Source organism: Tardiphaga sp. 172_B4_N1_3, from assembly GCF_052076035.1.
In the GTDB taxonomy this organism is placed as follows: domain Bacteria; phylum Pseudomonadota; class Alphaproteobacteria; order Rhizobiales; family Xanthobacteraceae; genus Tardiphaga; species Tardiphaga robiniae.
This window is the reverse complement of the sequence record NZ_CP197238.1, coordinates 3,679,938-3,701,502: the sequence shown is the minus strand read 5'-3', so window position 1 is coordinate 3,701,502 and position 21,565 is coordinate 3,679,938. Positions and strand designations below refer to the sequence as shown.

The window sequence follows — 21,565 nt, the reverse complement described above, 5'->3', positions numbered from 1 at the left end:
CATGGCGTTCCTCAAGGTCAAGGGTCTGACCAAGCGTTTCGGCGGGCTGCTCGCCAATAACGAGATCGATCTCGACGTGCCGCAAGGCAGCCTGTTCGCGGTCATCGGTCCGAATGGCGCGGGCAAGACGACATTCTTCAGCATGATCTCCGGCTTCCTCAATTCGACCTCGGGAAGCATCGCCTTCGATGGCCGCGACACCACGCGCATGCGCCAGGATCAGATCGCCGCCATGGGGTTGATCCGGACGTTTCAGCTCGTGCAGCTGTTCAAGGGGATGTCCGTCGCCGAGAATGTCGAGGTCGGCTGCCACCTCGCCACCCGAGGCGGCGTCGCCGCGGCACTGCTGCGGCCCTCCTGGTTTCGCCGGCAGGAAGCCGAGGTTCATGAACGGGCGCGCGAACTGCTCGATTTCGTCGGGCTCGGCGCACAGGCCGATTTGGATGCCGAGCTGCTGCCCTATGGCCAGCAACGTCTGCTCGAGGTCGCGCGCGCCTTGGCATCCAGGCCGCGACTTCTGCTGCTCGACGAGCCGGCCGCCGGTCTCAATACGCAGGAGACCGATGGGCTCGCGCATATCATCCAGAAGATCAACCGCCAGGGCACCACGGTGCTGTTGATCGAGCACGATGTCGCTCTGGTCACGCGGATCGCACATCGGATCGCCGTGCTCGATTTCGGCCGGAAGATTGCCGAAGGCACGCCGGACGAAATCAAGGTTCATCCCGAAGTCATTGCCGCCTATCTCGGCGTAGAGGAGGCAGCACATGCCTAGCGCAGTCGAGCTCGTTCAGAGTCTGGTCAACGGCGTCGGTATCGGACTGATCTACGGACTGGTCGCGATCGGATTTTGCGTCATCTACAATGCCAGCGGCATCGTCAATTTCGCGCAGGGCGTGTTCGTCATGCTCGGTGGCATGTTCGCACATACGATGCTGACGCAATTCGGCCTGCCGATCTATGTCTCGGCGGTGCTATCGACGATCCTGGTCGCGGGCATCGGCGTTCTCGTCCAGATCGCTATCATCAATCCGATGTGGCGTCGCAAGGCGCCATTGTTCGCGATCATTCTTGCGACGCTGGCGATCCAGCTTCTGATCGAACAGGTCGTCATTCTCACTCTGGGCGATCAGCCGCGGACCTATCCGGAATTCACATCCGGCGGGCCGTTGAAGATCGGGCCGATCGCGATCGGCTATCAGTTGTTCTGGGTGCTCGGCTGCGGCGCCCTGATGGTGTTCGCTCTGACGCAATTCTTCAACCGCACGCGGATGGGACGCGCCTTGCGGGCCTGTTCGCAGAACCGCGAGGCCGCCGCATTGCTTGGCATTCCCGTCGAGCGCATGCTGATCGTGTCCTTCGCACTCAGTGCAGCGCTGGGCGCCGCCGCCGGCATTCTCATCACGCCAACGCAATATACGGCCTACAGCGTCGGAGGGCCGTTCGGCATCAACGGCTTCATCGCGGCGATCATCGGGGGATTCGGCAGTGCGCCGGCGGCGCTGATCGGCGGCATCTTCCTTGGCGTCATCCAGTCCGGTGCCATCGTGTTCTTCGGCGCGGGCTTCAAGAACATCGTGGCGCTGACGGTGCTGCTCATCGTGCTGCTGTTTTTCCCCAGCGGGTTGTTCGCCGGCCGGGCCAAGAGCGCCTGATCCGATGATGTCGCTTGTGAGAGTATCGCGATGAACGTCCTGATGATCTATGCGCATCCCGAGCCGACCTCCTTCACGGGTGCCCTGAAGGATGCCGGTGTCGCGACATTGCGGCAGGCCGGCCACGCGGTGGTGGTGTCCGATCTGTATGCCGAACGGTTCGATCCGGTCGCCGGCCGACACGACTTCAATGCCGTGGCGGACGCGGAACGTTTCCACTATCAGACCGAACAGGCCCATGCGCACGGCACCGGCGGTTTCGCGGCCGACCTCGTGCGTGAGCAGCAGCGTCTTCGCGACGCCGATCTTGTCGTCTGGCTCTACCCGATCTGGTGGGGCGGCATGCCGGCCATTCTGAAGGGCTGGTTCGACCGCGTCCTTGCCTTTGGCTTCGCCTATGCCGATGGCCGCCGCTTCGACAGCGGCTTCTTTCCCGACAAGCGCGGTCTGCTGTGCCTCAGCACCGGCGGCACCCGGCAACGGTTCTCGGCTGGCGACGCTTATGGCGATATCCAGACTGTGCTGTGGCCGGCACAGCGCCTAATGATCGAGTATCTTGGCATGACAGCACTTGAACCGTTCGTCGCTTACGCAGCACCGCGTGTGGATGCCGAAGGCCGCGAAGTGTATCTGCGGCAATGGAGCCTGCGATTGCAAAAGGCAGTCGAAGACATAGCGCCGCACGCCGGCATCGCAGCAGTCACTCCCACGGAAACAGGCAGGTCATGAGCACCAGCGGTCAAGGGCGGCCCGACCGGGATTCGTTGAGCAACAAGGTCGTGCTGGTCACGGGCGGGTCGCGCGGGATGGGAGCTGCGATCGCACGGCGTTTTGCCGGCGCGGGCTGTCGTGTGGCGATCGGCTACCGCAATGAATCCCCAGCGGCGCATGCGGTACTCGGTGATATCGCCGAGTTGGGCGCGCAGGGCATCGGTGTCGCCGGTGACATTTCCAATCCGGACGACGCGCGGGTGATGGTTGCGCAGGTCATTGCGCAGTTCGAGCATCTTGACATTCTGGTGAACTGCGCCGGCATTGCCGAATACCGGCCGTTCGAGGCGATCGACTCCGAAATGTTTCGCGCCACCTTCGATACCAATGTCCTGGGCACGATCGCGGTCATTCAGGCGGCGCTCCCGCATCTGACCGCACCGGGGGGGCGTATCATCAATTTCTCCTCCGCGCTTGCGACCCGGCCGATCCCGACCACCTCGATCTATGCGGCCTCCAAGGCGGCGGTTGCTGCTCTGTCGCATGCCCTCGCCAAGGAGTTCGGCCCGCGCGGAATCACGGTCAACACGATCGCACCAGGCGTCATCGAGACCGACATGACGACGCAGATCCTCGCCGAGCGCGGCGCGGGGATCGCAGCGATGACACCGCTCGGGCGCATCGGGCAGACCGACGACATCGCCGGTGTGGCGCTGTTTCTGGCGTCGCCGGACGCGAAATGGCTTACCGGGCGGACGATCATCGCCGATGGCGGCGTGAGCTGACAGTTCCGCTGTGGAATCGAATGACGTCAGCTCGACAATAATTCGGTGGCATTCATACGCCGATCATGTCGGACCCGCTGCCCTGCACACCCGATGATATCACTATGCATGCGCGACCCACGGCATGCGCTCCATTTTGCGGAGCGATTCACTCGAGCGATCGCCGGCAATGCAGCAGCGAGGCGATACGAGCTCCATTGGTAGGCTCGCGATCATCGCTCTCGGCGCGCTACGCGCATGCGTTTCGATAGTTGTTCGCGATGACGAAACGGCACCCTTCATTTGTGCGTAAATGCAACGCGAATGACACACTCCGTTCATCATTGGCCCGAAATTCGCTGCCGTCGTTGACAGGCCGATCCCTCCATCAATATCTTATATCAAAACAGCGTTACGCCCTCGCGTACAACGAACGCGAGCCGGCGATGGGCGCCAAGTACGATTTCACTGAGGAAACGAAGGCAATTCGGAGGGCTATAATGACGACGACTATCAAGACTCTTGTTCTCGGCTCGGCGGCAGGAATTCTCGCGATCAGCGGTGCACACGCAGCCGATCTTCCGGTGAAGGCCAAGGCGGTCGAATATGTGAAGATCTGCTCGCTCTACGGCGCAGGCTTCTACTACATCCCGGGCACCGACACTTGCATCAAGATCGGCGGTGCACTTCGCATCGATACCGCATTCAATGCCGCGAGCAATTATGACGTGCCGTACTGGTTCGGCGGCGCTGGCGGCAACAATCTTTACACGAAGGATTATTTCAACACCAAGCCGCGCCTGACGCTGACCACCGATACGCGCACGGCGACCGAATATGGTCTGCTTCGCACATTCTCCAACATTCATTTCGACTTCGCACAGGGACGTGAAAGCATCGCCGGCGGCTTCGTCGAAGTAGACTTCGCGTTCATCCAGTTCGCAGGTTTCACCTTCGGCAAGGCCGTCTCGCAATTCGACCCGCAATGGGCGCTCGCCAAGCCGACCATTGCGTCCGGTTTCTTCGCGGGCTCCAACAATGCGACGGGCATTCCGCAGCTGGCCTATACGGCCTCCTTCGGCAACGGCGTCTCCGGCACCATCTCACTCGAGAACGCGTCGCCCTATCGCAATGCCGGCCTGTGGAACGTGAACACGTTCATCGTGGCGCCCGGTGCCTCGCAGTTCACCGGTGCATTCTATGGCTCGTCGTCGAACACGTTCCTCGGTAATGCCGCCGGCGGCAACCATATGCCGGACGTCGTCGGCAACCTGCGCCTAGATCAGGCATGGGGCACGCTGCATTTCGCTGCAGCCCTTCATCAGGCGACGGCTCAATACTACACCAATGAACCCTCCGGCCACCCTGACGATGCCTATGGCTTCGCCGTAAGCGGCGCTGTCGAGTTCAAGAACCTGCCGACGGGCGCGGGCGACAGCCTCAAGCTGGAAGCCTCCTACGCCAAGGGCGCCGCGAAATACGTTTTCGCTGGGACGGTGGATACGCTGGGTGGCGGGCGGTTCGCCAAGTTCGATGGCAACACGGTCGGCTTCGGCTACGTTCTCGATGGTGTCTATGCGCCCGGCGGCCAGATCGTGCAGAGCTCGGCTTGGGAAGTCAGTGGCTTCTTCGAGCATTACTGGAACCCGGCGTGGCGCACCTCTCTGTTCGCCAACTACAGCCACATCTCCTACGGCGACGCGGGCAATGCTCTGTTGGCAGGGGCATTCGCCTCGACCACGCGGGGCTTCGGCACCAGTTCGTCCTCGGCAGCGGCTTCGTCCGCCGGCGTTCTGTCCGGGACCAGCAACAACTTCGACTTTGCCACCACGCAGGTCGGCACCAGAACAGCCTGGACGCCCGTTCAAAATCTGACGCTCTCGGCGGAATTCATCTACAGCCGCATGGATCAGAGCCTGGGTGGCACCTACACCGGCAACGTCGTGGGCAAGCCGGCGGGCACATCCTACGCCGTGCGCGATCAGAACCTCTACAACGGCGCGGTTCAGATCCTGCGATCGTTCTGAGCCTGATCGACCACTGGGGCGGTGTTGAAAACAAGACCCCCCGGCAAACGTGCCGGGGGACTGTTCACGCAAGCGCGTGAGCGAGCCATGCCGTACAGCGGAACGGCGGCACATTCCGCAACTTCGATAGCGGTTTGATTGTAGGACATCGAACAGGGAATGCGCTGCGGAAGATGGCGCTGAACAAGCGGGCACAGCCTGCATCGTAAAAATCGGAGGAAACATGCGTGCATTGCTAGTCGGCCTGTGCGGTCTCGTGCTCGCCCTGACGCCCATTCACAACGCCGCCGCGCAAGGATGGCCGGAACGGACCGTCACTATGATCGTGCCGTTTCCGGCAGGATCCGCCGTCGATACGCTCGCGCGCGCGGTCGGCCAGGCGCTGAGCGAGGCGCTCGGCAAGCAGTTCATCGTCGACAATCGTGCGGGGGCAGGCGGCAGCATTGGCGGTGCGGCCGTGGCCAAGGCGAGCGCTGACGGCTACACGCTCCTGTTTGGGACGCCTGCGCCGATTGCACTCAACAAGCTGATGTATAAGGGGCTGGCCTATGATTCCGAAAAGGATTTCACGCCGGTCGTTCTCGTCGCCAAGTCCCCGCTCATTGTAACGGCGCGCGCCGACTTTCCAGCGAAGACATTCGAAGAGTTGATCGCTTATGCGAAACGGAACCCTGACAAGGTCAATGTGGGACATCCCGGCAACGGCACGCTCGGGCACATCACGTCGGAGCTGGTGCAGAGGTCCGTCGGCGTCAAGATGACCAACGTGCCGTATCGCGGCACATCACCGCTGATGACGGATTTGCTCGGCGGTCAGATCGACATCGTCATCGACTTCATGCCGACCTATGTGCCGCTGGTCACTTCGGGAAAAGTTCAGGCGCTTGCCGTCACGACCAGCCAGCGGGCCGCGCAACTGCCGGCCGTACCGACAGTGCAGGAGACGGGCTTCACGGGCTTCGAGGCATCAGCGTGGTACGCCATGGTCGCGCCGACCGGGACGTCGCCAGAGATCGTCGCCAAGTTGAACAGCATCGTGAACGGCTTTCTTCAGAGTGAAAAGGGAAAGGCTATTCTCGGGCAGAATGCATTGCTGGGCGTCGGTGGATCGCCGGACGATCTCAAGGCATTCGTCGCGGCCGAACTCGCCAAGTGGCGGCCGGTCATCGAAGCGGCAAAAATTGCAATGTAGCAAGGGCGAGGCCGGCACCGCGCAGTGCAGCGTTATCCTGCTTGCGCTGGTCCGGGCTCGTCGTCTGACAATCGGGAGTGATTGAGTGACCGACATGATCCGCATCGATGTTCCCGCGCTATCGACTCCCACAGTGGCGCTCGTCACGGGCGGCGGCAGCGGGATTGGCAAGGCGACAGCGGCGCGGCTCGCCGCCAGCGGATCGGCTGTTGTGGTCGGCTACAACAGCCGCAAGGAGCTGGCGGAAGATGTCGTGAGCGGGCTGCAGGGTACCGGGCATCTCGCTCTGCGCATCGCGATCGACGATCCATCCTCTATCGCCGAAGCCGCGGCGCAGGTGGAGAAGGAGTACGGCCGGCTCGATGTGCTGGTCAATTGTGGAGGCGCCACGACGCCAGTGCCCGCCAACGATCTTGACGCACTGACCGACGAGATCTTCGACCGGACCGTGACCGTCAACCTGCGGGGGCCTTTCGCCATGGTGCGCGCTTTCCGTCCATTGCTGGAGCGCGGCAGCGGCGCTGCCATTGTGAACATTTCGTCCATTGCCGCCCGCACGGGGCTGGGAAGCAGCCTCGCTTATCTCTCCGCCAAGGCGGGCGTCGACGCATTGACGATCGCGCTCGCCAAAGTGCTCGCACCGAAAATCCGGGTGTTTTCCATTTCGCCGGCCGGCGTGGATACGGATTTCGTCGCTGGCCGGACGCGGGAACAGTTGCAGCGGGTCGCCGAAAAACTCCCGCTTGCCCGCATCACGACGCCCGACGATGTCGCAAGAGCGGTGATGGCCTGCATCGTCAGCCTGACGAGCTCGACGGGGATCGTCGTGCCCGTGGACGAGGGCAGGCACCTCTAAAGCACTCGGCGGCGGGAGTTGCGGCGAGATAGCGACGGCGGGGCCGCGAGCTCCAAACACAATGGCTATGTAGGCGTTACGGATGGAGAAGATGGACAAGCTGAAATTCTATATCGACGGCGCCTGGGTGGATCCCGTCACACCGTCAACTCTTGAAGTTTTCAATCCTGCGACGGAGGAGGCCTTCGCGCGGATTAGCCTGGGCTCTCGCCGGGATGTGGACCGGGCTGCGCAGGCCGCCCGCCGCGCCTTCGCGACATATTCCGAAGTGAGCGTGAAAGATCGCTTCGTCTATCTTCAGAAGATCATCGAGGGATTCAGGGCACGTCTGCCGGAACTGGCGCGGATGATGACGCTGGAAATGGGATCACCGATCACCTTTGCGACGGAGCGCCAGGCCACCGTTGCGCTGTTTCATTTCGAGGAAGCTGCGCGCGTGCTTGCGGACTACAGGTTCGAAGAACCGATGGGAGGCGGGGTCGTTCGTCGCGAGCCGATCGGCGTCTGCGGCCTGATCACGCCTTGGAACTGGCCGTTGAACCAGGTGGCTTCGAAGGTCGCGCCAGCGCTGGCGGCCGGCTGCACAGTTATTCTCAAGCCCAGCGAGATCGCGCCACTCAGCTCCATGCTGTTCGCCGAGATCGTGCACGAGGCCGGCATCCCGCCGGGTGTTTTCAACGTGGTGAATGGCGATGGTCCGACGGTGGGCGAGGCGATCGCCGCCCATCCCGAGATCGACATGGTGTCGTTTACCGGATCGACAACGGCCGGCGTCCGGGTGGCCAAGCTGGCGGCGGACACCGTCAAGCGCGTCGCGCAAGAGCTGGGCGGCAAGTCCGCCAACATCATCCTTCCTGATGCCGATTTGAAAGCTGCCGTGATACAGGGCGTTCACGCCTGCTACACAAATGCAGGCCAGAACTGCCAGTCGCCCACGCGCATGCTGATTCCGCGCGCGCAGCGCGACGAAGCCTTCGCTGCCGCAAGCGAGGCTGTTGGCAGCATCCGTCTCGGTGATCCGCTCGATCCGGCGTCCACCATGGGGCCGTTGGTGAGCCAGTCACAGTTCGGGAAAGTACAAGATCTGATCCAGTCCGGCATTGACGAGGGCGCGACCCTGATCACGGGCGGAACGGGCCGGCCGGCGGGGCTCAATCGCGGATACTACGTTCGCCCCACCGTGTTCGGCGACGTGACATCGCAAATGAGAATTGCGCGCGAGGAGGTGTTCGGTCCCGTGCTGTCCATCATGAGCTATGACAGCGAGGACGAGGCCATCGAGATCGCGAATGATACGCCGTTCGGACTGGCGGGCTTCGTGCAATCGCGTGACCGCAACCGGGCGCGCACCGTCGCCAATCGCATCCGCGCAGGACGCGTTTACCTCAACGGCGCTGCATTCGACCGCAGCCTTCCGTTCGGAGGATACAAGCAGTCCGGTAATGGACGCGAGTTCGGGGTTTTCGGCTTCGAAGAATATCTGGAGGTCAAAGCGATCATTGGGTAGCGAATCCGACTTCGCCCCAAAACACGATAGCGGTTCGCCGCAAGTAGTCCGCCACGAGGCTGTCGTAGCTCTCGCGGCGCCGCGGTCGCGCGCTTCCTCCAAGTTGGCGCGCGGCCGCACATTTCTTCCCGCGGGGAAATTTGGGCTTCTAATCTGAGCCCGTGCCTCGCAAAGTCGCCGGGTCAGGTCATACGGCCTAAAGGACTAGAGGTGACCTGTGGGCGGCTCTCGGCGCTAAGCGGACATTGAGATACACCTGCTAAATGTGAAGCCCTGCGCACTTAATCCCATCATCTTTAGGATTTGGAATTTGCCAGCTCGCGCGCCAGCGCAAGGAACGCCTTCAACCCCGCTGACGGATTCCGGCGCCCAGGGTAATACAGGCATAGCCCGGGAAAAGGCGGGGTCCAGTCTTCCAGCAGGCGCACGAAGCGTTTGGCCTCGATGTCGGCCAAGACGCTCTGCTCCATGAAGCAGCCAATCCCAACATTCTCCGCGACGGCAATGCGGGACAGGTTCACTTCGTCCAGCACGATCGGACCGGGCGCATCGATCTGAATTGCCTCTCCGTCGCGTTCAAACCGCCAGCGAAACAGCGCGCCGTCGGGAAGCCGGACTCGAATGCACCGGTGATTGAGCAAGTCCGGTGGCACGCGCGGCCTGCCGTGGCGCTTCAGATAGTCCGGCGATGCAACGATGGCGTAGCGCTGCGCGCGGCCGAGCGATACCGTGATCATGTCACTGGGCACGAGGTCGGCGACCCGGACGCCGAGATCGAAACCATCGGCAACGACATCGACGAGTCGCCCTTCGGTGACCAGATCGACATTCATATCCGGAAAGCGGCGCAGAAACTCGATCACAAGCGGCGATATGATTTCGCGGGCAGCGAACGGGGCAGCATTGATCCGGATCGTGCCCGATGGCGTCTCGCGCTGGGATCGTACCGTGTCCAGGGCGCCATGAAGGTTGAGCAGTGCGGGGCCAACTTGTTCCACAAACAACCGCCCGGCGTCGGTGACGGATACACTACGGGTGGTCCGATTGAATAGCCGGACACCTAGGCGCTCCTCGAATTTGCCGATCGCATGACTGAGCGCGGTGGTGGACATGCCAAGGTCAATCGCCGCGGCCCGAAAACTTCCCCGCCGCGCGATCGCCATCACCGCTTCCAGATCGTTTAGCCCAGCGCGCTCCATTGTCCCGATCCATTCAGTTCCTCGTCCCGATTTATCCCACTTATTGCGACAATCGTCGAGTGCTAGGTGAGGGTCGAGCGTTACAGTGGAGAAGAGAGATGATGGATTTACCGGATACAGCCAAAGCGTTCTTCGACGCAGACGAACGGAGCGATCCGCACGCCGTGGTCGCAGCGTTTTCTCACAACGGATCGGTGATGGACGAAGGAGTTCGTCACCAGGGGGGCGATGCGATCCGCAAGTGGTGGTCAGCCGCGAAGGATAAGTATCACCACGTCGCCGTGCCGTTCGAGGTCGCACATGTGGACAACAAAACAAGAGTCCGGGCGACAGTGACCGGATACTTCCCCGGTAGCCCCGCGGCGCTCAATTACACCTTCACGATTATCGGCGGAAAAATTGCCGAGCTGGAGATTGGCTGATGACCGGATTTCTCACGCTGAAAGGAAAGCGCGCCCTCATCACCGCGGGCACCAAGGGCGCTGGTGCTGCGACGGTCAATCTGTTCCGTGAGCTCGGCGCACAAGTGATCACGACCGCGCGTTCCCGAACGGAGGCGCTGCCCGAGGCGCTTTTCGTCGCGGCGGATCTCACCACGGAAGACGGCTGCGCTGGCGTCGCCGATGCTGTGGCTGATCGTCTTGGCGGGGTAGATCTCGTCGTGCACATGCTCGGTGGATCGTCAGCGCCGGGAGGCGGCTTCTTGGCGCTGACCGACGCGGACTGGCACAGGGAACTGTATCTCAATCTCTTCCCAGCCATTCGGCTCGACAAGCATCTTCTGCCTGGCATGATCGCTCAGGGCAGCGGCGTCGTTGTTCACGTGTCCTCGATTCAAAGGCAGCTTCCGCTACCGGAATCGACAACGGCCTATGCCGCCGCGAAAGCCGCACTGTCGACCTATAGCAAGGCGCTGTCCAAGGAAGTGACCCCGAAAGGAGTCCGCGTCGTGCGGGTGTCGCCGGGGTGGATCGAGACGGAAGCGTCGGTGGCGCTTGCTAATCGTCTGGCCGCGCATGCGGGCACCGACTACGAGGGCGGCAAAAAGATCATCATGGAGGCGCTGGGCGGCATCCCGCTAGGTCGGCCAACAAAACCGGAAGAGGTCGCCAGCCTCATCGCATTCCTTGCGTCCGACCGAGCTGCGGCGATCACCGGCACCGACTACACGATTGACGGTGGGACCGTGCCGACTGTGTAGCGATCGGGCAACGCCGCCCTGCGAGGTACTTCGCCTTGCAGGGCGGCGCAAAGCCACATGGCCGAGGCGAGGTCGATCGTCTAGATCACGCGGGATTTTTAACAAGCCTTTAGAAAGAGAGATGATGAGCGTTACCAAAAGAAGAAGAACTCTTGCGACGATCGCGGCAGCGGCAGCTATGACTGCTGCGATGGCAGCATCTGCCCCTGAGGCGGCGTCGCAAAGCCAGACTGTCCGAAATGTCGTGCTGGTCCACGGAGCGTTTGCCGACGGTTCGGGATGGCGCGGCGTGTACGAAGAGCTGAAGAAACGCGGCTTTCAGGTGACAATCGTCCAGAACCCGCTCACGTCGCTTGATGACGATGTCGCCGCCACCAAGCGTGCGCTCGATCGAGCGAGCGGTCCCACCATTCTTGTTGGCCACTCCTGGGGCGGAACCGTGATTACGGAAGCGGGCGTCGATGCAAAAGTGGTGGGGCTTGTCTATGTCTCTGCGCTCTCGCCTGATGCCGGAGAAACGACGGCTCAGCAATATCAAGGTTTTGCGCCGGCATCGCAGTTCGTCATCGACAAGGCAGCAGATGGTTTTGGCTTTGTCAGCCTCGAGAAGTTCAAGTCCGGCTTTGCTCACGACGTCAGCGATGCAGACGCGGCGTTCATGCGGGACTCGCAAGTGCCGATCAACGTGTCGGCCTTCGGCACCAAGCTGAAGAACGCAGCGTGGCGGTCCAAACCGAGTTGGGCGGTCATCGCCACTGAGGACAGGGCGTTCGACCAGGCGATGCTGCAACATATGGCAAAGCGCATCGGCGCTGATGTCACCACGGTTTCGGCCAGTCATGCGCTTTTCATGACGCAGCCCAAAGTCGTCGCCGACGTGATAGAAAAAGCTGCGAAAAGCACATCGAAATAACGCATCCAGCATCGTGCCAACGAATGGGACGGCATCATGTGCCGCTCCCATTTTTATTGCTTCCCGTCGCGAGCGCTGCAGACAGAGAGCGGCGATGAATCGCTGCGCGTGCAGGCGGCTCCACCGATGATCGCGTGTCGACACTGACGCATCACAAAAAGTTTTGAAGACGACGGCGTAGCGTCTGGTCTTCGCCGATATCCCAACGGCTGCAAAATAATACCTAATTGAATCAGACCATTGGCCCGTCGCGCCGCGCTCCTGACGGGCAGCCGGGGCCCGACCTTGCCCAAATCTAAATATGATAGATTTGATAATATTGTTGAATATGAAACCTAAGCCCTTTATCAGGCGGGCCTCGTCACCAGCTCATCGACGGAGGTCAACCAGATGAACGACACAACGCGGCTCACACAGCTCCACCAGGCAACACCAAGCAGCGCTTCTCTCGCGACACAAACCAGCGCCGCATTCGACTTCATCGTCTGCGGCGCCGGATCCAGCGGATCGGTCGTTGCGGCAAGACTCGCTGAAGGCGGCAACGCGCGCGTGCTGCTGCTCGAAGCCGGCGGCGACGACAATTGCGACGCCGTCTCGGAGCCGTCGATGTGGCCGAGCAATCTCGGCAGTGCGCGGGACTGGGGATTCATGGGCGAGCCCGCAGCAGGGCTCGGCGGCCGACGGCTTCCGCTCAGCATGGGCAAAGGCCTCGGCGGCGGCTCGAGCATCAATGTGATGGTGTGGGCGCGTGGCCACAAAGAAGACTGGGAACACTTCGCCGCGGAAGCGGGCGATGATGCATGGGGCTACAAGTCAGTGCTCGGCTACTATCGCCGGATCGAGGATTGGCGCGGCGCGCCGGATGCGCTGCGACGCGGAAGCGGCGGCCCGGTCTATGTGGCGCAGCCGGACGCCCCGCAGCCGATCGCGCGGGCTTTGGTGAGTGCCGCCGGCCTCATGGGCATTCCGGTTTTCGACAGCCCCAACGGCGAGATGATGGAGAGCGCAGGGGGCGCGTCGATCGCGGAGCTGCGCATTCGGGATGGCAAGCGGGAGTCGGTGTTCCGCTCTTACGCCTACCCGGCGCTGGCGCGATCGAATCTCACCGTCCTGACCGATGCGCTGGTCACGCGGCTGCTGTTCGATGGCAAGAAGGTCATCGGTGTCGAAGCTCTGGTCAATGGCGAGCGCCGGAAGTTTCGCGCGCGATGCGAGACGGTGCTGTCGCTTGGTGCCGTCCATACGCCCAAGGTCCTCATGCAGTCGGGCATCGGCCCGCGCGATGAGTTGAAGGCCCACGGCATCGCTGTTGTCCAGCATTTGCCCGGCGTCGGCCGCAACCATCAGGATCATCTCGCTTTCGGGTGCACCTGGGCCTATCGCAAGCCTGAAGGCGTCGGCGGCGGTGGCTGCGAAGCGACACTTTACTGGAAAAGCGATTCCCGTCTGCTTCAGCCGGATATCGTTCAGTGCCAGCTCGAATTCGCGGTGCCCTCGCCCGCTGAGGCGGAGATCGCGACACCGGAACATGGCTGGACCATGTTCGCCGGGCTTGCCCAACCAAAAAGCCGTGGCCGGTTGCGGCTCTCCGGGCCTGACCACACCGATCCCATTCTCATCGAGCCGAACGCACTGAGCGCGCCCGAGGATCTGGCCGCTGCAATCGCGGCCGTGGAGTTGTGCCGCGAGGTCGGCAACAACGAGGCATTCGTTCCGCTGATCCAGAGCGAGGCAGCCCCGGGTCCACGCGACCATGCGGGATTGATCGATTTCATCCGGAAATCGGCGGTCACCTATTGGCACCAGTCCTGCACGGCGAAGATGGGACGCGACAGCATGTCCGTGGTTGATCGCGAGCTAAAGGTCTACGGCATCGACGGCCTGCGCGTCGCCGACGCTTCGATCATGCCGCGTATCACGACCGGAAACACGATGGCGCCGTGTGTCGTCATTGGAGAGCGGGCTGCCGACATGATCCGGGAGCAGCATGGCTTGTCGCATGCGCAAAGCGACGCAGGCGCTCATCGCGGCTGACTTTACTGAGCCGGCCAAAAACATCGTGTCGTGGCGCCGGTCGCAGCGCGCCACGAATTCCCCAGTGAACATGATCAGCCACTTGTTCGCCAGTGATGGCGCAAGGTGGGTACAGAGAATGAATATGAACGCTACCACACGTCTCGACGTCAAAACGTCTCATGGCAGAATCGCTGTCGAAACAAGAGGAGCAGGCTTTCCCGTCGTTTTCATTCACGGGAATTCGGCATGCCGCGCGGTGTTTCAGAAGCAGATCACGTCGCCGTTGCTGGACGGCTACCATCTGATCAGCTTCGATCTGCCCGGCCATGGCGATTCAGAAGATGCCCTGGATCCCGAACGGACTTACTCACGTCCGGGCCTCGCCCATCTGGTGATCGAGCTTCTTGGTGAGCTCAACATCAACTATGCGGCGATTGTCGGTGCCTCGCTTGGCGGGCATATCGCGATCGAAATACTCGCCCGTTCGGGCATTTCACGCGGGCAGTTCCTGATGGGAACGCCGGCATTGGGAGAAAATTTTGCGGAAGGATTCATCGGAAAGCCGCTGAACGGTCTGGCATCCAGAGGCGAGCTGACGTCAGAAGAGGCGCAGGAATTTGCCAAAGTTGTATTTGGCAGCGACTTCGAACCCTTCATGCAGAAGGCCATCGAACGCGCCGATAGGCAGTTCAGAAGCAGGCTATTTGCTGCAGCGAGAAAAGGCGCAGGCGTCAATCAACGCGCGGTGATCGAACTAACAAATGTGCCAACCGCAATCGTAAACGGCGAGAATGATGCAATCATCAATCTCGATTATGTCGATGGCGTTCGCTATGGCAACCTTTGGCGAGAAAAATGCTTCCGCATCCCGCATGCGACCCATTCCCCGTTCTGGGAGGTCCCCCATATCGTCAATCGCCTGCTGTCCGAGTTCCTGAAAGAGCTGACGGGAAGGCGAAGCGATTAGCCGGTCGGTAGAGCGCAGGCGCGGGGAGTTCGAATGGGGAGCGCGGTGCAGCTCCGAAGCCGAATTAGCCTTGCTGCGATCTTCGCCGCATCCACTCATAACGCCTCCAATGGGAGACTCGATAGAGATCTCCATTGGTTTCAACGAATATCGGACAAATCAAATGCGTATACTTATCGTAGGGGCCGGCATCGCCGGCCTGGCTATGCACCGCGCACTGGCTCAGCGCGGTTTCCAGGCCCGGATTGTCGAGCGCAATAACTTTGCTGGTGTCGGTGGCGCTGCGCTGTTTCTACCCGGCAACGGGGTGAGGGCTCTCGGTGAACTCGGACTGCGCGACGCGCTGCTGGATATCTCGCATCCGATTGCTTACCAGCGTTTCTACGATGAAGACGGGAATCTCCTGAATGAAATCGATACGAGTTCATTCTGGGGCGATGTCGCACCGTGTCGATCCATGAAGCGTTCGGCGCTCTGGGATCTGCTCAAGGAAGGGGTGGATGACAGCCTCATTCAGCACCGGCGTATCCTGAATATCAGCAGCGATCGCTACTGTAGTCGCGTGGCATTTCAGGATGGTGGTGTGGAACAATATGATCTGGTCATCGGCGCTGACGGCGTCAATTCCACGGTGCGCCAGTCCGTCTTCCCCGACGCCGCATCGCCCGTCTATGTGGGAAACGTGTGCTGGCGCTTTATCGTGCCGAACATCTGCAACATCAATGAATGGACATTGATGCTTGGCGCCACGAACAGCCTTCTCGCCAAGCCGGTGTCATCGTCCGAAATGTACGTCTACGCCGATATGTCGGCCGACGATGCGCATCGCAAAATATACTCGCCATCGACACCCCTGAAACCATTGTTTCGGGACATCGCGGGTCCTCTTTATCCCGTTCTCGATCTGTGCGCGAAGGCGAGGGTTCACTATGGAGAACTCGTGAGCCTGCAGTTGAACAGCTTGTGCCGGAATCGCGTCGCTCTTGTGGGCGACGCAGCGCACGCATCGCCGCCGAGTATGGCTCAGGGTGCCAGCATGGCGGTCGAAGATGCCATCGTTCTAGCCCATGAACTTGCAGAGACGTTATGCGTTGACACGGCGCTCCTGCGATACGAAACACGCCGTAAAAAGCGCGTTGATTGGGTTCACCGCCAGTGTGCCGCCCGCGACAAAATGCGTCGCTTCCCCCGCAAATTGAGAAATGCCCTGTTGCGTTTCGCGGGCGGGCGTCTTTACCGGCGATCTTACGGCCTTCTCACAGGCCCCATTTGAGCCTGTTGTGCACGGGGGGCTAACAGGCGTTTGCTGGCGAGCCGATGCATCTGAGGTTGCGTTCGCTCGTCAGAATTGAGATGCCGGTGACCGGCCGATGCTATTGGTGCGAATGTCGCGTCCGAATCCCGGTGTTCTGACGACCCTCTCGTCTCAATTTTATTGCGAATTAGGCATTCCCGAATATGTATGGTCCACACAGTGGATGATGATGTGAAAGATATTCTGACGACGGCGGAGGCCGCCCAGCTGCTGGGCATATCAACCCGTACCGCCCAGCTCTGGGTCGAAAGCGGGCAGCTTCTCTCGTGGAAAACGCCGGGGGGGCATCGGCGGATACCGCGCCAGGCTGTGTTCGATTTGATCGAGCGTCCTGTGCAGCAGCAATCGGGTATCAGGGCCCACGCAATCATTTTGGCGGCCGGGGGACGTGGCGACGGGTGGCGGAGTGCCGGTCTTCCCGGCTTGGGCCTGCTCCTTCATGTTGCGGAAGGCCTTCAGCAGGTCCGTGAGTGGCTCACACTCACGCCGCCAATGCTGATCGTTGTTGAACACGCCGACGAAGGCGAGCGCAAAAAGCTAGTCGCTTCGCTCTCCAACGATGGTCGTTTCGCACAAACGACGATCGTCAGTCTCACGATGACAAGGTCTGGTACCCCCGTTTTGCGCGAGCCACAGCGTGTCCAGCTGGGAATGTTGCCCGATGCCGCTGCGACAAGCGCAGCCGTCGTCGAACACTTGATGAAGACCGGGCGTCACGATCTCGATTTTGCATTTCGAACGCCCTGGAACGAACGCGCCCGACTGGCGGCAGTGAGAGACTCGGGGTTGCTTGGATCCGCGCCTGATCCAGGTTTTGATAGACTGGTCCGGTTGGCGGCCCATGCCATTCGGGCGCCGATCGCGATGTTTACACTCGTGACGCAAGATGAGCAGTGGTTCAAGTCGCGGACCGGTTTTGATGGATCCACTACGCCGCGTGACTGGGCGTTCTGTAACGAAACGCTCGTTGCCAATGATCTGACTGTCATCGAAGATCTGTCGAAGGCACCTCAGTTTTCGCAGAACCCCACGATAGCCCAGCCGTACGGCTTTCGTTTCTATGCCGGCGCGCCCGTTCGCGACCCTCTCGGCTTTGCTCTGGGTTCGACATGCGTGATTGATGTGAAGCCGAGAAGATTGAGCGCGAATGAACGGGAAGCGCTCGGCACCATCGCCGATGCGGCATCCAACTTGATCCGCTTGAGAGCTCTTGAGCGCGAGATCAGCTAATCCGAGCGTAAGTGCGCTTGCAGTTCGTAGAATTCACGATCTGATGATTTCTGGAAATTCCGTCAACCCACTGGCCTTTGTCAGCTGACGACCTAGCTTCGATTTGCCCCGGCCGGATTCAAGCTTCCACGTCTAGAATTGAGAATGGCCGCTTATGGCGCAAAGCGGACCTTCATTCGTAAATCCGAGCCCTTGTGGAGGGGGGGCGTTGGTGCAGGCCGTGATTGCAGATCGCTGATACGCCCGATGCCTCCAGGCTCCGGATCTCTTCGAAGAGCTTGAGGTAGAGGTCCGGATCTCGCGTATTGCGTGAGCCTGTATTGCGATCGAGATTTTAACGGCTGGAAGCGTCTTGGCTCCGATCTCAACCCGTGTGCAGGGCGCCTGGCGAGCTCGGCCATCGGGGTTGTACGGGCGATGTGGACGTCCGGCCTTCCGTGCTGCTACTTGTTCGGTCGCATTCATCTCGATCGTTTGTCCGGGCCCCGTTTCGCATGCAGAATTCCACTGGCCAGAGGAGACGGGTGTCGCTCGCGGGCATCCGTCTTGACCGGGCTTCGTCAGTGGCATTGCCCCAGCAAATCGCGGCGCAGATGCGCGACGGGATTCTGCACGGAACGCTGCCGGCGGGCACCCAGTTTCTCGGTTCGCGGGAGATTGCGCGCGAACTCGGTTGCTCGCGCATGGTGGTGCTGAGTGCCTGGGACATCCTCTACGCCGAAGGCTATCTGGAATCCATGCCGCGCGGCGGTGTCTCGGTCGCTGCTGTCAGCCGCAACGCGGCATCACCGGCGGGCGCGTCTGCGGATACGTCTCGTATCGCCGGTCCCATCTCTCAGCGCTGGCAGTCGCTGATTGGCTTCACCTACGAGACCAATTGGGCGTCCGATTTCAGCCCCGGTGCGCCCGATATCTCGACCTTTCCGTTCGGCGACTGGGCTCGGTTGCTGCGCCAGACGTCGCTGCACCCCGACAAGGAGGAATGCCTCGATTTGTCCCCCGCCGGGCTTCCCGAACTTCGGCGCGAGATCGCGGATTTCCTCGGCGCGGTACGTGGTCTCGTCTGCACGCCTGAGCAGATCGTCGTGACCTCGGGCACGTCCAGCGCGCTCGACCTGTGCAGCCGCATGATCCTCGATCATGGCGACGAAGTCTGGGTGGAGGAACCGGGCTTCGTCGAGGCGCAGTGGTCGCTGACGGCGGCAGGCGGTAAATTGGTGCCGATACCGGTGGACGACAAGGGGCTATGCGTCACCGAGGGCATTCGCCGCGCGCCGAATGCGAAGCTGATCGTGGTGACGCCGTCGCATCAATATCCGCTCGGCGTCAGCATGGGGTTGGAGCGGAGGCTGGAATTGCTTGACTGGGCCAATCGCAACGACGTCTGGATTGTCGAGGACGACTACAATTCCGAGTTCCGGCATCAGGACAGTATGATCGCCTCGCTGAAGTCGCTCGACCGCGAGCAGCGCGTGATCTATCTCGGCACTTTCTCCAAGATCATGATGCCGAGCTTGCGCCTGGGTTACATCGTCGCGCCGGAGCGCTTCGTCGAAATCTTCACCAAGGGCCGTGCGCGCATCGACGTGCACAGTTCCGGCATCGGCCAGCGCGCCCTGGCCGAATTCATGCGCGAGGGCCATCTGCTGCGCCATCTCCGCCGCATGCGAAAAGTCTATGCGGAGCGGCAGAAGGCCCTGATGGATGCGATCCGTCAGTATTTGCCTGATGATCTCAGCGTCGCTCCCTGTGCAACCGGTCTTCATCTGGTCGCTCTGTTCACCGAGCGCCTGAAGGCACGGATGAGCGATGTGGAGGCGGCCCGGCTGTTGAAGCAAGGGGGTCTCCACGTGCAGCCGCTATCGCAGAACCATCTGGAGACGCCGATCTATGCCGGTCTCGTGTTGGGCTACGGTCGCCTCAAGCCCACCGATGCGACGCGCCTGATCGCGAAAATGGCGCAGATTCTCGGTGTGGAGGCATCTGCAGCAAAAAAATAATCCGATCCGCCATATGCGTTTCCCGGCAATGGCCGCGCGCCTGCGAATTGGTCAGTCTTCGGCTGGTAGCTCCGGGCTGCCGCAGAGGCGCGATCGCGTCGAACCATTGACGGCGCGACAACTGCTGCACATCCTGCATCTGAATGGATCGTCGCGCAGATGAGATCGTTGCTGCATTCGCGTGCAGCGCTTGCACTGTAACCAAGCACCTTGGCGTCTCGCTCGCGCGCTACAATGCGTCCGGCAATCTGGCCTAGTCGTTTCCAGCGAGTCTGGCTCTATCCCGATGCGCGCGATGCGCCAAGATTTTGCAGAACGAGGTTCGACAGGGGACGGTGGCAGATGATGGCTGATCGCGGGCGTTTGTTGAGATTGACGGGCAGTGTGCTGCTGATGGCGCTCATGCCAACAGCGGTACAGGCGCAGACGCGGGCCGAGACCCTACGCCAGGTGACCGGCAACAATATCCCGACGCTGGACCCCACCACGCCGGGCGCGACGCGTGAGGCCTTTGGCGTCTCGACCAGCATCTATGACCGCCTTGTGGCCTTCGACCGCAAGCGCGACGAAAATGGCGTCTGGGTATTCGACCGCAGCAAGATCCGCGGCGAACTGGCCGAGAGCTATGAGGTCAGCCCGGACGGGCTGAAGATCACCTTCAAGCTGCGCGATACCAAGTGGCACGATGGCACGCCCGTCACCGCAGAAGACGTGAAATGGTCGCTCGATCGTGCGGTCACGGCCAAATCCATTGCCGCAGGGCAAATGGGCACGGGATCGCTGACCAAGGCCGAGCAGTTCGCGATTGTCGATGATCGCACGATCACTGTAACACTACCCAAAGCGGATCGTCTGGCGCTGGCCAATCTCGCCACGCCGCTGGCGCCGATCTTCAACAGCAAGCTCGCGAAGCAGCATGCGACAGCCGAGGATCCCTGGGCTCAGGAATGGTTGAAGACCAACACCGCCGGCTCGGGCGCCTACACGGTCGAGATGTTCAAGCCGGGTGAACAGTTGATCCTGAAGCGCAACGACAACTGGAAGAGCGGCCGTGACGGCAAGCTGCCTTACTTCAAGCGCGTCATCGAACAGACCATCGGCGATCCCGCCACGCGAGCCAATCTGATCGAGAAGGGCGATGCCGACATCGCCACCGATCTGCAGGCCAGCGACGTACCGTCGCTGCAGCAGCGCGGCAAGGTCAAGGTGGAGTCGTCGCCGCAGACCAACGGCTTCACCATGATTGCCTTCAACACGCAGATAGCGCCGTTCGACAATCTCAAGGTCCGTCAGGCCATCGCCATGGCGCTGCCCTATAACGACATGTTCAGCGCAGCAATCTTCAAACGTGGCTTTCCGCTGTTCGGTGCATCGTGGACGGCGCCGCCGAATGGCGACTTCCCGCAGCCGATGCCAGCGAAGACCGATATGGCCAAGGCCAGGCAGCTTCTGGCTGAAGCCGGTTTCGAGAAGGGCTTCAAGACCACTTTCAGCATCAATGTCGGCTCCGCCGCTGTCACCGAGCCGATGGCGGCGCTGCTGAAGGAGGCGCTGGCGAAGCTCAACATCGAGGTCGACGTGCAGAAGCTGCCGGACTCGCAGATGTCGACGCAGATCACCGAGAAGAAGCTGCCGTTCTTCACCGAAGGTTCCACCGCCTGGCTGCCGACCACCGATTACTTCTTCCGCAATTTCTTCACCGGTAACCAGCGCTGGAACTACAGCTCCTGGAATGACGAACTGGTGGTGAAACTGGCCAACCAGGCTCGGTTCGAGCAGGATCAGGCCAAGTATGACGAGATGGGCAAGCAGATGATCGCGCAATACGTCAAGGAAGTTCCGCTGGTGCTCTTGTGGCAGGCTAACCAGGACGCCGTGATGATCCCGCAACTCGATGGCTACACCTACTGGTTTCACCGCCAGGTCGACTTCCGCGATCTCGCCCGCAAGTAAGCGAAGACGAACGACCCGGCGATGTAGCCCTTGTGCTGCATCGCCGGCCCTGAACGAAA

General features: G+C 61.2%; 18 protein-coding genes. 17 read left to right on the top strand and 1 reads right to left on the bottom strand.

Annotated elements, in window-relative coordinates:
- Window position 1: 1 nt before the first annotated feature.
- From AB7783_RS17580 to AB7783_RS17545, 8 genes are all read left to right on the top strand, one after another.
- Window positions 2-775, top strand: coding sequence for an ABC transporter ATP-binding protein (locus AB7783_RS17580; protein WP_441278316.1), 774 nt, complete (start codon window positions 2-4; stop codon window positions 773-775).
- The gene (locus AB7783_RS17575; RefSeq protein ID WP_093758659.1) at window positions 768-1,655 is read left to right on the top strand and encodes a branched-chain amino acid ABC transporter permease; all 888 of its coding nucleotides are present in this window, start codon (window positions 768-770) and stop codon (window positions 1,653-1,655) included. The genes AB7783_RS17580 and AB7783_RS17575 overlap by 8 nt, the downstream gene beginning before the upstream one ends.
- Window positions 1,656-1,685: 30 nt before the next feature.
- Window positions 1,686-2,384, top strand: a complete 699-nt coding sequence (locus AB7783_RS17570) for an NAD(P)H-dependent oxidoreductase (protein ID WP_441278315.1) — start codon at window positions 1,686-1,688, stop codon at window positions 2,382-2,384.
- Window positions 2,381-3,151, top strand: coding sequence for an SDR family NAD(P)-dependent oxidoreductase (locus AB7783_RS17565; protein ID WP_441278314.1), 771 nt, complete (start codon window positions 2,381-2,383; stop codon window positions 3,149-3,151). The genes AB7783_RS17570 and AB7783_RS17565 overlap by 4 nt, the downstream gene beginning before the upstream one ends.
- A gap of 479 nt (window positions 3,152-3,630) precedes the next feature.
- Window positions 3,631-5,157 (top strand): porin, encoded by a 1,527-nt coding sequence (locus AB7783_RS17560; RefSeq protein WP_441278313.1) that lies wholly within the window; start codon window positions 3,631-3,633, stop codon window positions 5,155-5,157.
- 223 nt (window positions 5,158-5,380) lie between these two features.
- Entirely contained in the window at window positions 5,381-6,349 is a 969-nt protein-coding gene (locus AB7783_RS17555) for a Bug family tripartite tricarboxylate transporter substrate binding protein (RefSeq protein ID WP_441278312.1), read from the top strand.
- 94 nt (window positions 6,350-6,443) lie between these two features.
- Window positions 6,444-7,205 carry an SDR family oxidoreductase gene (locus AB7783_RS17550; RefSeq protein ID WP_120286765.1) on the top strand — a complete coding sequence of 254 codons (762 nt, stop codon included), beginning with the start codon at window positions 6,444-6,446 and terminating at the stop codon, window positions 7,203-7,205.
- 91 nt (window positions 7,206-7,296) lie between these two features.
- The gene (locus AB7783_RS17545) at window positions 7,297-8,712 is read left to right on the top strand and encodes an aldehyde dehydrogenase family protein (protein WP_441278311.1); all 1,416 of its coding nucleotides are present in this window, start codon (window positions 7,297-7,299) and stop codon (window positions 8,710-8,712) included.
- 296 nt (window positions 8,713-9,008) lie between these two features.
- Here AB7783_RS17545 and AB7783_RS17540 read toward each other — a convergent pair whose 3' ends face one another.
- Window positions 9,009-9,911: a LysR family transcriptional regulator gene (locus AB7783_RS17540; RefSeq protein ID WP_309942677.1), complete on the bottom strand. Its 903-nt coding sequence runs from the start codon at window positions 9,909-9,911 to the stop codon at window positions 9,009-9,011.
- 98 nt (window positions 9,912-10,009) lie between these two features.
- Between AB7783_RS17540 and AB7783_RS17535 the strand changes: the two genes are divergently transcribed.
- The 9 genes from AB7783_RS17535 (at window position 10,010) to AB7783_RS17495 (ending at window position 21,506) form a co-directional block, all read left to right on the top strand.
- On the top strand, window positions 10,010-10,333 hold the full coding sequence (locus AB7783_RS17535) for a nuclear transport factor 2 family protein (protein ID WP_309942680.1): 324 nt from the start codon (window positions 10,010-10,012) through the stop codon (window positions 10,331-10,333).
- Window positions 10,333-11,112 (top strand): SDR family oxidoreductase, encoded by a 780-nt coding sequence (locus AB7783_RS17530; protein WP_309942683.1) that lies wholly within the window; start codon window positions 10,333-10,335, stop codon window positions 11,110-11,112. The genes AB7783_RS17535 and AB7783_RS17530 overlap by 1 nt, the downstream gene beginning before the upstream one ends.
- Window positions 11,113-11,236: 124 nt before the next feature.
- Window positions 11,237-12,025, top strand: coding sequence for an alpha/beta hydrolase (locus AB7783_RS17525; RefSeq protein WP_441278310.1), 789 nt, complete (start codon window positions 11,237-11,239; stop codon window positions 12,023-12,025).
- Window positions 12,026-12,415: 390 nt separating this feature from the next.
- A complete protein-coding gene (locus tag AB7783_RS17520) occupies window positions 12,416-14,059 on the top strand; it encodes a GMC family oxidoreductase (protein WP_309942687.1) in 1,644 nt (547 codons plus the stop codon).
- Complete coding sequence (locus AB7783_RS17515; RefSeq protein WP_309942689.1) at window positions 14,025-15,008, top strand: alpha/beta fold hydrolase; 984 nt, start codon at window positions 14,025-14,027, stop codon at window positions 15,006-15,008. Before AB7783_RS17520 ends, AB7783_RS17515 begins: the two co-directional genes overlap by 35 nt.
- A gap of 163 nt (window positions 15,009-15,171) precedes the next feature.
- A complete protein-coding gene (locus tag AB7783_RS17510; RefSeq protein WP_309942690.1) occupies window positions 15,172-16,281 on the top strand; it encodes an FAD-dependent monooxygenase in 1,110 nt (369 codons plus the stop codon).
- 213 nt (window positions 16,282-16,494) lie between these two features.
- A complete protein-coding gene (locus tag AB7783_RS17505) occupies window positions 16,495-17,553 on the top strand; it encodes an excisionase family DNA-binding protein (protein WP_309942692.1) in 1,059 nt (352 codons plus the stop codon).
- 563 nt (window positions 17,554-18,116) lie between these two features.
- Window positions 18,117-19,553 carry a MocR-like pyridoxine biosynthesis transcription factor PdxR gene (gene pdxR, locus AB7783_RS17500; RefSeq protein ID WP_441278309.1) on the top strand — a complete coding sequence of 479 codons (1,437 nt, stop codon included), beginning with the start codon at window positions 18,117-18,119 and terminating at the stop codon, window positions 19,551-19,553.
- 402 nt (window positions 19,554-19,955) lie between these two features.
- Complete coding sequence (locus AB7783_RS17495) at window positions 19,956-21,506, top strand: ABC transporter substrate-binding protein (RefSeq protein WP_441278308.1); 1,551 nt, start codon at window positions 19,956-19,958, stop codon at window positions 21,504-21,506.
- Window positions 21,507-21,565: the final 59 nt, after the last annotated feature.